Origin of the sequence: Rickettsia tillamookensis (assembly GCF_016743795.2) — a bacterium.
Classification (GTDB): domain Bacteria; phylum Pseudomonadota; class Alphaproteobacteria; order Rickettsiales; family Rickettsiaceae; genus Rickettsia; species Rickettsia tillamookensis.
The window spans coordinates 555,190-569,739 of sequence record NZ_CP060138.2; the positions used below are offsets into that span (position 1 = coordinate 555,190).

Sequence of the window (14,550 nt, forward strand, 5' to 3'; positions counted from 1 at the left end):
AGTGGGTTTTACCGGTCCACGCAACAATGCCACGCGGGAATGACATAGAACAAAAACTGTCGTGGTACTATAAGGTCAAGCCACGGGATGACAGAGGTACAATCGATCCACGCAGCAACTTTATACAATAATAACTTTTCACAGAAGCGGTAATAACATCGAGGTATAGGCTATCTCAGGCAATTCTTTTAGGTAATACTATTTATTGGTTATTGACATAATCTTAAAATGGTGCTAAACATTAAAAATTAAGAGACTATCTATAAATAAGTTTAATTAGTAGTTAAAGAGCTTTTTTAGCAAAAATTGATAAGATTTTTGAAAGAATATTATTTGTATTTCAAAAAAATCTTACTATTTGCAGCAAAAAATAATTTAATTAGCCTTAAAATTTATTTACCGATAGCCTCTAAGGTAGAGCTTTCTTGACTATTTAGCTTCTAGTCAAAGAAAGATAGGTTCTTTTACTTTATATTTCTACAGTTAAAAATATTTATGATATCTTTAAAGGGTAATAGTTTAATACAAAATTGGCGTTGGCGTAGATAATTTTTTGCGTTTATATGTTTGCTATATGCAAATTTAGATTTTGATTATTAAATTATAACTTATGACAGGATATTAAAATGTTTATCTCTAATATTTTTCAAAAATTTTTTTCTTTTCTTTTTGTTTTATTTATCACAGCTGCAATTTATGCGGATCAAAAAAAAGTAGCAATTATTGTTCCGCTTGAACATACTGCAATGACCGAGATTATATTGGGAATTAAAGAATCGCTAAAAGATATAGATGCAGAAATTATAGTTAAAAATGCTCATGCTGATTCTAATATTTTGCTTGCCATTGTAAAGCAAATAAAAGATCAGGATATTGATGTAATAATTCCCATCGGCACGACAACCAGCCAAACTGTTATTTCTCATATAACAAATAAACCGATTGTTTGTGCTGCTGCTATGATTAACAGTAAAAACCTACCTTTAGTTACCGGTGTTAACGATGAGATAAAAATTACCGACACCATTAGTAAATTACCTTTTTTACAGAATATCACTTTAATTTATAGCAGTAGCGAGAAAGTTATACCTGAAGTAGAAATGTTAAAATTATATACTGGAAAAAACAATATTTCTCTGCACACGGTAATGATACAAAATTTAAATGATATGCCGGTCGCTGTAAAAAATGCTCCTGAAAATACGCAGAGTTTTGTAATTCTGAAAGATCATTTGGTAGTTAGCGGAATTAATATTTTAAAGCAAGAAGCATTTAAACGCCGTATTCCTATCATTGCTTCCGATGAAGGGTCAGTAATTAGCGGGGCAACTATTGCTGTAGGAGTGCAAGAAAAGCAAATAGGCGTAGAAGCGGGGTTAATGGTAAAAAAAATCTTGCAAGGAATAGCACCAAAAGATATTCCGTTTGGGAATATGCAAGACTTAACTTTGTTTATTAATCTTCAATCTTTGTCAAAGCAAGATATTCTAACTAAAGAAAACCTGTCGGTACTTCCTTTTACTCATAAAGAACTCACAGAGTAGTAACATGAACATTTTAGTTACTGCTCTTGAGCAATCCTTAATAATGTTACCGCTTATTTTAGGGATGTATATAAGTTATAGGATTCTAAAAATTACCGATCTTACCGTAGACGGTACTTATGTGCTAGGAGCTGCTGTATTTGCCCGCAGCCTTTCATTTGGGTTATTTCCTGCATTAATATTTGCCGTAATATCAGGCGGTATTATCGGCAGCATTGTTAGTTTTATGCAGAAGAATAACCGTATTAACGGGCTTATAGCCGGAATACTTGCAAGTTTTATGCTTTATTCCGTTAACTTACAAATTATGCAGCGTCCTAATATATCAGTTCTTGGTATGCCAACTCTGTTATCTATATTAGAACTTGAAAATTGGTTAATACCTTTAATAATAATCAATTGTCTTATTATATTTGCTGTTATAATTTTATTAAAAGGTAAGCTCGGTTTGTTCCTTCGAGCTTTTGGTTTTAATAAAGATTTATTGATTAATTTAGGAAAACCTGCCGAGCTTTATCGCACGCTTGGGCTTAGCATAAGCAACTGCCTAGCTGCCTTAACTGGCACTTTATCGGCACAAATAAACGGTTTTGCCGATATTAATATGGGTTTTGGAGTGGCATTAGTCGGTATCGGTGCGATTGTCATAGGGCGGCATATTTTAATCCATGCTAATAATTTTAATGCGTTTAAAGAGATATTTTCTTGTTTTATAGGCATATTATTTTACTTTATTGCTCTGAGCGTTTTACTCCGAATTGGCATCGATCCCATAAATCTTAAGCTTATTTTAGGAATAGTGTTATTTATTTCATTGAGTACGGTGGGTAAGAAATAATACTTGTAATGTCATTCCCGTATGGCATTGCCCGCGTGGATACCGATGTCATTCCAGCAACGGCGGGAATCCAGAAAATGATTGTCACCCCGTGGCTTGACCACGGGGTCCAGTTAAAAATACTAAATTTAGTATTTTTTATTATTTTTATGGATACCGTGGTCAAGCCACGGTATGACATCTAGCACGTTTTTTATTAAAAAGACAAAATTATGAAACCTTATTTATATGCAGAAAAAATACAGTTCAAAGTTAAGGAAAGAAGTGAGCCTATAATTGCTGAAACTACTTTAAATATTGCTAAAGAAGAGTTTGTTGTAGTACTTGGGTCTAACGGTAGCGGGAAATCTACTTTAGCTAAAATACTTGCCGGTTATTTGAAGCCTACTAGCGGAAAAGTATTTCTAGACCAAGTTAGAATCGATAAAATACCTAAAGCTCAGAAAGCTCGTACGCTGGTTACACTAACACAAAAAGCTGAAGAGAGGCTATTTACCGAGCTAACGCTTGAGGAAAATATTACTCTGTGGGAAAGTAGATTCCCTAATAATGAACGGTTAACTTCTAGCGATGTGCTAGAGCTTACAGGCTCGCCTAAACGCTTTTTGCCTTTACTTTCACAGTCGCTCAGTAAATTTTCCGGCGGCGAAAAGCAAATTATACTGCTAGCACTTAGCATAGCTCATCCGCCTAAAATATTATTTCTAGACGAGCATACGGCAAATTTAGATCCAAAAGCTTCACATGCAGTGATGAAAAAAACAGCAGAGATTATAGAGAAGCATAAGATAACTTCCGTTATGATAACGCATAATTTGGAAGATGCAGTAAATTACGGCAAAAGGCTTATAGTCTTAGATAGTGGTAAGGTAGTACTAAACTACCTAAAACCACTGAGTTTTTCTTTAAAAGAACTGAAAGAGATGTTAAATTAGAAGTAAATCTCTGATGTATTGATCGAAAAACCTACTCGATGTCATTCCTGCTTTTGCGGGAATGACATAAGAACCACGCAACAATACCTCCATACGAAAGTGAGAATGAAATTGATTGCTGTTGCTTTAAAACTAAGATTTTTTTGGATAAAACCAAACTAGGAGTAAACAGATTAGAAGACCGATATTTAAGAGTAGATTATACTCCGTCATAGAAATACCGAAGATTTTGATTGCGGGTTTTGTGCAGGAAGTGATTGGTTGAGAATAGAACATTTGCTTGATGTGTTGTATAGACAAGCCTTTCGGGATACGGATCATCGATGAGCAAAGAGCACTTGGTTGTACTATCCCTCTTTCTACGAAGCTATGATATGTTGATAATATGCAAGAGCTAAGGATAGTTAGGAGAATGAATATTAAGGTATATTTGCTTAATTGTCTGATGATTAAAGCAGTTAAGCAAATTTTGATTAGCGTTAAATAGGGAAATCTTTCGTAAACGCATAAAGGGCAGGGAGTGTAATGGAATATATATTCAGCAATATAAGCGGTAGCAAGTGCTATTATAGAAATTGCAATTAGCCCTAAATGTAGAACTTTATAGCTATCTTTTCTAATGTAATTTATAATAGTATTAAATGGCATGGGTTTTATTTTTTTAAGGAACGTCATTGCGAGCGACCAAAGGGAGCGTGGCAATCTCAGGATGTTTTACAAGATTGCCACGTCGCTTCGCTCCTCGCAATGACGTTAGTTTATTCTTTAAAATCGTAAAAAATTCAAGTGATATTTTACAAATAAATAAATTTAGTATATTGTCACTGATTATTAATTAAAGTGCAAGAAAAATAAATGTCAGAAATTTGGGAAGATACTATTAAGTCAAACGCTTGGCCTTTTGTTGAGGCTAAGAAAATATTAGACAGCTTAAACGGTAAAACTCCTGAAAAAGGTTACGTATTATTTGAAACTGGTTACGGTCCTTCAGGTTTGCCTCATATAGGTACTTTTGGTGAGAATGCTCGTATGGTGATGGTGCAGAAAGCGTTTGAGCAATTATCCGATATTCCTACTAAGCTAATTTGTTTTTCTGATGATATGGACGGACTTCGTAAAGTTCCTAGTAATATCCCAAATCCTGAAATGGTAGCTGGGTATATGGATATGCCGCTTACTTCTATCCCTGATCCGTTCGGTGAGTGTGAAAGTTATGGGCATTATATGAACGCAAAGCTTCGCTCATTCCTTGATAAATTCGGTTTTAAGTATGAATTTTATAGCAGTACTAACTGTTATAAAGCGGGTATGTTTGATGAAATGCTGATAAGAGTGCTAGAGAAATATGACGAAATAATGGAGCTGATGCTACCGACTTTTAGAGAGGAGAGAAAAGCTACCTATTCGCCTTTCATGCCTATCTGTCCGAAAACCGGTAAAGTACTGCAAGTACCTATAGAAAAATGGGATGCTAAAGCAGGCACTGTTACGTATAAAGACGAAGCCGGTAATTATATAGAAGTACCGGTAACGGGAGGGCATTGTAAATTACAGTGGAAACCGGATTTTGGTATGCGTTGGGCTGCTCTTAAAGTCGATTATGAAATGTACGGCAAAGACCATCTAGCAAATGCTCGACTTTATTCAGAAATTTGCCGAATCCTAGGAGGCACGCCGCCAGTGCAGTTATGTTATGAGTTATTCTTAGATGAAAATGGTGAGAAAATCTCGAAATCAAAAGGCAATAGTATTAGCGTCGATGATTGGCTTAAATATGCTCCCGTTGAAAGCATGGCATTATTTATGTACCAAAATCCGACTAGAGCTAAGCGTTTGTTTTTTGATGTAATACCTAAAAATGTTGATGAATATATTACTTTTAATCAGAAATATCATTTAGAAGAGGATAGGGCAAAGCGTTTTGCAAATCCAGTTTATCACATACATCACGGAAATGTACCGAAAATTGAGACTTTTGGCATTACCTATGCGTTGCTTTTAAATCTTACTTCCGTGTGTAATCCTTCTGATAAATCGGTACTTTGGGGATTTATTAGTAAATATGAGCCAAAAGCAACTCCGAATACTAGTCCTTATCTTGACCACTTAGCAGAATTTGCTATAAGATATTATAATGACTTTATTAAAGCACATAAATCATATTTAGCTCCTTCTGAAAAGCATAAGGTTATTTTACAAGATATATTAGATATGTTATCTGATATATCCGATCAAACCGATGCTGAAGCGATTCAGAAAGCGATATACGATATAGGCATGAAAGCAGGATATGAAAATTTGCGTGATTACTTCAAAGATTTATATCAGATATTGCTAGGACAAAGCGAAGGTCCAAGATTTGGAACTTTCATAAAGCTTTATGGAGTGCAGGAAATGAAGAAGCTGGTTGAAGGAAAGCTTTAGTTTATATGTCGTTCCTGCGTGGGTATCTAAGCGTCATTGCGAACCAACGAAGTGAGTTTATCCGTCATTGCGAGGAGCCGTAGGCGACGCGGCAATCTCGTCGAATATCCTGAGATTGCTACGCAATTTCCTCGCAATGACGTTAAAATAAAAATTATTAACAAATGAATGAAATTTTTTGTAGTACATTACCTATTTTTTTAATTACGCTTCTTGGTAGTATTATCAAAAATAAATGGTTAACTTCGGAAGAATTTTGGCGTGGTATTGAGAAATTATCGTATTTTGTACTATTTCCTGCTATGCTGTTTAATTACGTATCTACTGCCGACTTAAGCGTCGCATCCATAATTAAGTTAGTAGTGGCTCTTATTATTTCCACTATCCTTGTATCAATCGGTCTTATAATTTACCAAAAAAAATACAACATAGATAAAGTCCAATTTACTTCCATTTTTCAAGGATCAATTCGTTATAATAGCTACATTTTTTTTGGGGTGAGTAGCCCTTTGCTTGGGTCCAGCGGGCTTTCTATTGTCGCCGTTATTTCTTCTTATATGATTATTTTTACCAATATTTTATCGGTAATGATTTTCGCTTATTATATCCCTAATAAATCTGTTACTAATACTATTAGAACCAGTTTTGTTTTAATGATGAAATTAATTGTGCGTAATCCATTAATTATCGCAAGTTTAGTAGGATTCGTTTTTAATTACTCAAATCTTGAATTACATTTAGGACTTAAGAAAACGCTAGATAGCCTTTCTAATGCTGCTTTAGCTATCGGTATGTTAAATGTCGGAGCAGGGCTTAATTTTACTATTAGGCGAGAACTTTTATACAATGTAATGTTTACAAGCTTTATTAAATTAGTTGCATTTCCTCTAGTTAGCGTAATAGTATTATGGTTAATGTCAATTGAGGGGATAGATAGATCGGTAGGGATATTATATAGCTGTCTTCCATGTGCAAGTACGGCTTATGTTTTATCTCGTCAGCTTGACGGTGATCCTGATTCTATGGCGTCGATTATAACATTTACTACTTTTTTCTCAGTAGTTACTATATCAATTATTATGTATATAATGGGGTGAAGTCGTTACGTCATTGCGAGGAAATTACAAAGTAATTGACGAAGCAATCTCAGGAGTTTGTTATTATTTCATGAGATTGCCACGCAGCCTACGGCTGCTCGCAATGACGGCTTGGGTATTCATGCAGCAACGCCCGCTCGCAATGACGAAAAACCAAAACAAATAAACAAAACAGGAATTTCTAAAATGGATGAGATGAATAAAATAAATTATGCTGAGGCTCTTGAATATCATGAAAAAGATAAGCCCGGTAAGATAGCTATTTCTGCAACAAAGTCTTTAGTTACTCAGCAAGATTTATCGCTTGCTTATTCTCCAGGTGTAGCTGCTCCTTGCCTTGAAATTGCTAAAAATTTAGAGGATGTATATAAATATACCGCTCGTGGTAATTTAGTTGCCGTAATCTCTAACGGTACTGCCGTACTTGGGCTTGGTAATTTAGGAGCGGCTGCTTCAAAACCGGTAATGGAAGGAAAAGCCGTACTGTTCAAAAAATTTGCCGATATTGATGCAATTGATTTGGAAGTGAATACGGAAGACCCTGAAGAATTTATTAATGCCGTGAAGTATCTCAGTTATAGTTTTGGGGGTATTAATCTTGAAGATATTAAAGCTCCTGAATGTTTTATTATAGAAGAAAAATTAAAATCTTTAATGGATATACCGGTCTTTCATGATGATCAGCATGGAACGGCGATTATTACCGCCGCAGGACTAATAAATGCAGCATATCTTACTAATCGCAAGCTTGAAGATTTAAAAATCGTAGTTAACGGAGCAGGGGCTGCAGCCATTGCGTGTATTGATTTATTAATTGCTCTTGGAGTCGATAAATCAAAGATTATTTTATGTGATACAAAAGGTGTTGTGTACAAAGGACGCCTAGAAGGTATGAATAAATGGAAAGAGCTATATGCAAGCGATACCAAGTTTAGAACTTTAGCGGAAAGCTTAAATAATACAGATGTATTTATAGGGTTATCGGTAAAAGGGGCGGTAACTAAAGAGATGGTGAAAGGGATGGCAAATAATCCGATTATTTTTGCTATGGCTAACCCTGATCCGGAAATTACTCCTGAAGATATAAAGCTTGTGCGGGATGATGCAATTATAGCAACAGGGCGATCTGATTATAATAATCAGATTAATAATGTTATGGGATTTCCTTATATTTTTAGAGGAGCATTAGACGTAAGAGCGAGAACCATTAATACAGAAATGAAAATAGCAGCAGCAAAGGCTATTGCAGATTTAGCCCGTAGACCTGTACCGGAAGAGGTATATAAAGCTTACTCAGGGCGTAAGATGGTTTTCGGTAAGGAATACATCATTCCCGTACCGTTTGATCCTCGTTTAATTACCGTAGTAGCAGCGGCGGTTGCCATTGCTGCAATAGAAAGCGGCGTTGCTAGGGTTAAAGATTTTAGTATAGGTAAATATAGGAAAGAATTGGGTAGTAGATTAAACCCTACTGCTAACTATATGAATTTCTTAGCTGAAAAAATTCATAATGCACCGCTTAAGCGGATTGTTTTTGCTGAAGGTGAAGAAGAAGAAGTAATTTCTGCCGCCCTTATGATGCGAGACGAGAAATACGGTCATCCGATTATAATCGGTCGTGTTGAGCGAATTGAGGCTACGTTAAAAAAGATAGGTCAAGATATTAGCTTAGACGGAATTCAAATAATGAATGCAGCTTTAACTGGTAGTTTAGAGAAATATATTGATTATTTATATAAAAGACTTCAGAGAAAAGGCTATTTATATCGTGATTGTGCTAAACTTGTTAAGACAGATAAGAATATTTTTGCTGCTTGTATGGTCGCTTGCGGTGACGGTGATGCTCTTTTAACCGGTGTTACTAAAAGCTATATTGATAGTTTAGAAGATATCATGAAAGTAATTTCGCCAAAACCTAATCGTAGAATCCTTGGTTATTCAATTATGATTGCTAAAGACAATAATATTATTATTTCTGATAATTGTATTACTGAATATCCAAACAGCTTAGAGCTTGCTCAAATAGCAACACAAACGGCAGAAATTGCTAAAAATATGGGAATCACTCCTCGTGTTGCACTTCTTTCTTTTTCTAGCTTCGGTAATGCTTCTAAGGAAAAAACAGCTCGTATTCGTGAAGCAGTAAATATACTAGATAATTTTAGTAAAGACAAAGAAGAGCTGAGCGGCATGAAAGTAGATTTTGAATATGATGGAGAGATGTCGGTTAAGGTAGCTTTAGACGGTGATTTACGTAAATTATATAAATTTTGTAGATTATCAGGATCTGCAAATGTATTAATTATGCCTGGTTTAAATTCAGCGGCTATTTCTACTGAATTATTACAAGAATTTTCATCCAATAGCTTCATAGGTCCTATAACAAACGGTTTTGAAAAACCCGTTCAAATACTTCAAGCTACAGCAACAGCTAATGAAATACTAAAAATAGCAACTTTTGCTTGCGTTGAGGCTATAAAAGAGGTTTAAGAGGCTATCTATAAATAAATTTTAACCGATAATTTAATTTTTTTTTGCTGCGAATTATAAGATTTTTTTGAAATATGAATAACTATTCTTGCAAAAATCTTATCAATATTTCTGAATAAAATCTTACAAGCCACAGTAACATAGTAAAATATTAAAAATTGCGGCTTTTACTTGTGTTGAATCTATAAAAGGTCTTTAATTACTAGATATTTAATTAACTTGTGAGAGATAAAATGGACTCATTAGTAAAAAACGAAGTAATTAAACTTTTTAATGATAAGCCAAAAAGCGGAATTGTAAGAATTAAAAAATGGTGTGCTGATAATAATAAAGATTTTGCAGAAGAAACTGCTAAATTTTTTTATGAAGAAAAAAGTAATCTAAATTTAGAGTTTGTAGGAGATTATCTTGGAACAGATGGAGGCGATAATAAAAAAGTATTAGAGAGTTTTACTAAGCAATTTGATTTTAAAGAAAAAGATTATTTAGAAAGTTTACGTGGGTTTTTACAATCATTTAAATTACCGGGCGAAGCTCAAAAAATAGATAGGTTAGTCGAAAGTTTTGGGACAAACTATTATGAACAAAATTTAAACGGTGAAATAAAAAGTAAGGATGCCGCATATATACTAGCTTACCAAACAATTATGCTTAATACCGACTTGCATAATCCTAGTATTGCCGAACCGAAAAAAATGACTTTTGAGCAATTAAAGAATAATTTAAAAGGTACTAACGAAAGTCAAAATTTTAATGATAATTTTTTGAAAAAGATATATGACGGAATAAAAGCCAAACCTTTCGTACTAAATTTTGTAGATAATAGTCCTGGTTATGAGATAGATAATATAAGTTCGCAAAATGATCAAACTTTTAAAAAATTAAGTAAATTCTTAGAAGAAAAAAGAAATATTCAAGACCTCTTTCCTAAATTACAAAATAATAATTTAACGGCAGAATTTAAAAATCCTAAAACATTGCTTAATAAGTTTACCGGTTATGAAGGGAGTGTAATAGTTAAAGATGAGAAAGGCGGTAAAGCAGAAATTCAAGTCTATAAACCAAGTGTATTTTCAAGATGGTTTTCAGGAGAAAAGTCTAAAATCATAATTCAGCCTTTAGGTGAAGAAGGAAAGCAGCCTTTAGAACAATCATTAAAGTTAGCAGCACAAATTACCGCAAGCTTTGAAACTAAAGTAACATCTATTAAAGCAACTTATGATTATTTAAAGGAAGATTTAAAGAGTCGGTATGAGAATATTAGAAATCCTAAAAAAGAATTAGAAAGAGCTAGTTCTATTGCAGAATTACATAAAAATATTAAAGAAATTACAGAAATTGTACAGCAAACAAATCAACAAATACCTGAAAAACCTTTGGCTTCTAAAGAGAGTTTTGAAGATCTCACACAAGCAGAGATAGGAATAAAGCCGGTAGAAATACTAATAAAGAGTTCATCTCAACCAGTAGAAAAGCCAAAATTTAATTCTTTTATAGAAGAGTTAGCATGGAAGAATGTGCAAAGAAAGCAGAGTGTTGATACTCCAATAAGTCAAAATAAAGAACCTAAAATCCAAACAGATAATCATGCAAAAATTTTAGAAGAATTAAAGCAAAAACAGAAAGAATTAGAAGATAAGAAAAAGGGGCTTGAAGAAAAAAAAGCTAATTCTAATATTACTAGAGAAGAAAGATGGAAAATTGTTGCAGAATTGGAATCTATTAATAATCAATTTAAAGCTATAGAAAAAGAACGTAGTAATATTAATAGTGCTTCAGATAGAGAAAAAAAGTTTGATAATAAAAATAACCCCTCATCGCCTATGAAAGGAGAACCGACAGCTGCAGATTTACAGCAACAAGGAGCATTAGCAGCTATAAAACGTATGAAAGAAGAGAAGATAAAGCAGCAGCAAACAGAAGCTACTAATCAACCTTCAAAAAATACTTCAACTATGCCTAGCGGTACTATACCGGTGCCGCCTCCAATGCCTGGGAGTGGTATTCCTATTCCACCACCACCTCCTCCTCCACCTCCTCCTCCGTCAATTCCAAATATTGTAAAAGAAGAGGCGAAAGATATTGGTAAACAAATACCTCAGGAAAGAGATAAGCATAAAGAAGGACTGGCAAAAGCTATAGAGGCACAAAGAAAAAAAATAGAAAAGCAAAACTCAGGAAGAGGAGTATAATTTGTTCAGGAATTTACTGGCTCTATATGTTATCGCTGCTTTTGATTCTTGTTGCAGCATTGTTGTTGCGTGGCTCGGAAAATGTGTTCGTTCGATGTCATTCCTGCGAAAGCAGGAATCCAAAAAAATAACTTCAATATTGATTTAGAAGTTACATATTTGATATAATAAACATATAAAAAAACAAGTTTTTTATATATTTCACTGGATTTCCGCTTTCGCGGGAATGACATAAAACGAGCTATGCAACACGCCGGCTTGACCACAGGCGATGTGAGTGGAATATATTAAATTAATTTTCTTTCATATAGCCTAAAGAGTTTGTATCATATGATGTTATCACCAAAAGAAAATATTATATGTTTAATTCAGCTTTTTTAGTTGCATTTTTTACCACGATTATCCGTTATTATGATTATGTTTTATTTGGTTTATCGGCTAGTATTCTCGCACAAAATTTCTTGCCTAATATAGAGCAGGATAAACAACTACTTGGTTTTTTTGCCATTCTTAGTGCAGCCGTTATAGTACGACCTTTAGGGTCTTTAATTTTTGGATTTATCGGAGATAAATACGGGCGTACTAAATCTATTAAGATATCAATGTTCATGAGTAGCATTTCTACCGGATTAATTGCTATTACTCCTTCCTTTGAGATGATAGGTATTTTTGCTACGGTAATACTAACATTATGTCGAATGGTTTTTTTAGCAAGCCTTGCCGGAGAAGTTGACGGAATAAAGGTTTATGTAGCTGAAAAAACAGGAGTTAATCGGAAAAATTTAAATATAGGAATAGTTTCATGTTGCAGCCAAATAGGTGCATTACTTGCGGCTATAGCTTATTATTATGCTAGCAATTCTGATATCCAGTATTTATGGCGTTTAAATTTCTTTATCGGTGCAATATTTGGTTTATTTGCTATTTTGATGAGAAATTTTTTTAAAGAAACTAGCGAATTCTTATATTATAAAAATAAACCTTCATCAAAAAGTACCATATGGCAAATTATAAAAGATAATAAACTATCCTTTATAATAGCATTACTAATAAACGGTGCTATTGGAGGAGTGTATCACTTTTTAGTAATTTTCTTAGGAGTTTTTTTAACAAAAATAGCTTTTATAAATCATCCTGAAATAAGATTTATGAATATAGCTCTTACTACTACCTATGGAATATCAGCCGTTTTTGCAGGGCTGCTTGCCGATAAAATAAACCCTTTAAGACAGATTACATGGGCTTTATTTGTTAGCATTATTGCTGCTTTAGGAATGCAAATAATGTTATACAAACAAATATTTAATATTCTCTGTCCCGTTATATTAATAGGACTTGCAGCATTTTATGCAGTACCGCTACAAATTATTGTTCAATCTTTGTTTAAGACTAATGTTAAAATGAGGCTTTATAGTCTATCTCATTCTTTTGGAGGTATTATTCTATCCTCAACTACTCCTTTCTTTAGTATGTTGTTGTGGCAAAATTTTAAGTCACTATCTCTAACTTTAAGCTTTTTTATATTTTTGCTTATAACATTAATGAGTACAGTGTTGGTTTTACGTAAGGTATCATCCTTGCATGGATACTAAATCGTCATTGCGAGTGACTAAAGGCTTGGTTGCATGGCTCGGTTTTTTTGTTGTCATCCCGTGATTTATTCACGGGATCCAGTTAAAAATACTAAAATTATTAGTATTTTTTATTGTTTTTGCGGGAATGACATAAATGAGCCATGCAACAGACTCAAAAACAAGAATAACATCAATTGTCTTAGATAACTCTTCCGTCTTTACTGCGACCTGTAGGTTTTATGCTAGGGCTACTTGAAGATTTGGAGCTTTGCTGTGCCTGTGTTCCAATTTTCTTCGCTTCTTTTGCTAAGTTTTCAAATTTGTCTTTTAAGCTTTTTGTATTGCCTTCTTTTATATATGTATCTTCACTAGCTTCTATATAACTCTTAGTTTGCCTTTTAGGTGCATTATCTTTAGATTGAGCATGCTTAGAATGTTCTATTAAAAATTTTGTACGAGGTCTTATTAGTTCATTCTCTTTCCCTGTACCTTTCTGTTTTTCTTCCTCCCATTTTTCCCATTCTTCCGGTGATGTCCAGTATCTTGTTATTTTACTATCAAAGCCTTTTTCAAATTTGTTTATTAAATTTTTAGTGCTATTCTCTTTAATTTCTTTACCTCGATTTTCAAACTCAAAATTTTTCTTAGGAGTTATATAGTCAGATTGAGTATTTTCATGTTGTTTTTCTACAGTCTGTTTCTTTTCTTCTGTCCAGTATTTTTTGATCTTGCTGTCAGAGTCTGCTTCAAATTTTGCTATTCTATCTTTTATACCGGTAACTGCTCCTGTAGATATTTTAGGTTGTTCTTGGGTTGATTGCTTAGTATGTTTCGGAGATGTATTTTTAGATAATTCATAAGTAAAAGATTCTAAACGAGATAAATTCTTTTGAACTTTTTCTATATTGGAATTTAAATATTCTATTTCGGGTCCTTTATATTCTATTATATTTTTTAATGTGGTATTAATTTCTACAAAAGATTCTTTAATCTCTTTATTAAACTTATCATCACTATTACTTATCTTACTACAATTAGTAGAAATTTTTTGAAGCTTATCTAATATATCGTTAATTCTCACATCTTTTTGAGAAGTCGATACCATACTTGCTAAAAATTCGCTTCTTCCTAAATTTCTATTAACATTACTTAAATATAGAGGTATGGTAGAGGCTTTAGAATCTTGTGGAAATTTATCTATTTCTTCTTTAAATCTCTTTAAGAACTTTATTGTATCACCGAATATAGGATGAGTATTCCAGGAAAGAGCAGGAGGAGCCGGTATTGCTTCCTGCATTGGTGATGTGTCTTTAGCTAATTCATCATTAAACAAGATTCGTATTTTGGGTAATACATTATCAATATTAACGTGCTTAGGAGATGTATCTTTAGCTAATTCGTCATTAAACAAGGTTCGTATTTTAGGTAATACATTGTCAATATTAACGTGCTTCGG

10 protein-coding genes and 2 pseudogenes are annotated in these 14,550 nt (G+C 33.5%); 8 read left to right on the forward strand and 4 right to left on the reverse strand.

What is annotated here, in order from left to right:
* The first annotated feature begins 626 nt into the window (after positions 1–626).
* The 3 genes from H6P87_RS02655 to H6P87_RS02665 all read left to right on the forward strand — a co-directional run bounded on the left by H6P87_RS02655 (position 627) and on the right by H6P87_RS02665 (position 3,317).
* Entirely contained in the window at positions 627–1,544 is a 918-nt protein-coding gene (locus H6P87_RS02655; RefSeq protein ID WP_202069924.1) for an ABC transporter substrate binding protein, read from the forward strand.
* A 4-nt stretch (positions 1,545–1,548) separates the two neighbouring features.
* Positions 1,549–2,382 (forward strand): ABC transporter permease, encoded by an 834-nt coding sequence (locus H6P87_RS02660; RefSeq protein ID WP_202069925.1) that lies wholly within the window; start codon positions 1,549–1,551, stop codon positions 2,380–2,382.
* Between the two features lie 212 nt (positions 2,383–2,594).
* A complete protein-coding gene (locus H6P87_RS02665) occupies positions 2,595–3,317 on the forward strand; it encodes an ATP-binding cassette domain-containing protein (RefSeq protein WP_202069927.1) in 723 nt (240 codons plus the stop codon).
* Between the two features lie 132 nt (positions 3,318–3,449).
* Here H6P87_RS02665 and H6P87_RS02670 read toward each other — a convergent pair whose 3' ends face one another.
* Positions 3,450–3,965 (reverse strand): disulfide bond formation protein B, encoded by a 516-nt coding sequence (locus H6P87_RS02670; protein ID WP_202069928.1) that lies wholly within the window; start codon positions 3,963–3,965, stop codon positions 3,450–3,452.
* Positions 3,966–4,172: 207 nt separating this feature from the next.
* Between H6P87_RS02670 and H6P87_RS02675 the strand changes: the two genes are divergently transcribed.
* From H6P87_RS02675 to H6P87_RS02695, 5 genes are all read left to right on the forward strand, one after another.
* Positions 4,173–5,741 (forward strand): lysine--tRNA ligase, encoded by a 1,569-nt coding sequence (locus tag H6P87_RS02675; RefSeq protein WP_202069929.1) that lies wholly within the window; start codon positions 4,173–4,175, stop codon positions 5,739–5,741.
* A 164-nt stretch (positions 5,742–5,905) separates the two neighbouring features.
* Positions 5,906–6,838 (forward strand): AEC family transporter, encoded by a 933-nt coding sequence (locus H6P87_RS02680; RefSeq protein WP_202069930.1) that lies wholly within the window; start codon positions 5,906–5,908, stop codon positions 6,836–6,838.
* 186 nt (positions 6,839–7,024) lie between these two features.
* Complete coding sequence (locus H6P87_RS02685) at positions 7,025–9,328, forward strand: NADP-dependent malic enzyme (RefSeq protein ID WP_202070081.1); 2,304 nt, start codon at positions 7,025–7,027, stop codon at positions 9,326–9,328.
* 233 nt (positions 9,329–9,561) lie between these two features.
* Positions 9,562–11,520 (forward strand): T4SS guanine nucleotide exchange effector RalF, encoded by a 1,959-nt coding sequence (gene ralF, locus H6P87_RS02690; protein ID WP_202069931.1) that lies wholly within the window; start codon positions 9,562–9,564, stop codon positions 11,518–11,520.
* 359 nt (positions 11,521–11,879) lie between these two features.
* The gene (locus H6P87_RS02695) at positions 11,880–13,112 is read left to right on the forward strand and encodes an MFS transporter (RefSeq protein ID WP_202069932.1); all 1,233 of its coding nucleotides are present in this window, start codon (positions 11,880–11,882) and stop codon (positions 13,110–13,112) included.
* A gap of 181 nt (positions 13,113–13,293) precedes the next feature.
* On the opposite strand, the gene H6P87_RS02700 is transcribed toward H6P87_RS02695, so the two are convergent.
* The 3 genes and pseudogenes from H6P87_RS02700 to H6P87_RS07290 all read right to left on the reverse strand — a co-directional run.
* Positions 13,294–13,473 carry a hypothetical protein gene (locus H6P87_RS02700; protein ID WP_202070082.1) on the reverse strand — a complete coding sequence of 60 codons (180 nt, stop codon included), beginning with the start codon at positions 13,471–13,473 and terminating at the stop codon, positions 13,294–13,296.
* A 147-nt stretch (positions 13,474–13,620) separates the two neighbouring features.
* A pseudogene (locus H6P87_RS07285) lies at positions 13,621–13,998 on the reverse strand (hypothetical protein); the annotation flags it as partial.
* Positions 13,987–14,199: pseudogene (locus H6P87_RS07290) on the reverse strand (hypothetical protein); the annotation flags it as partial. The pseudogenes H6P87_RS07285 and H6P87_RS07290, both read right to left, overlap by 12 nt.
* Between the last annotated feature and the right edge of the window lie 351 nt (positions 14,200–14,550).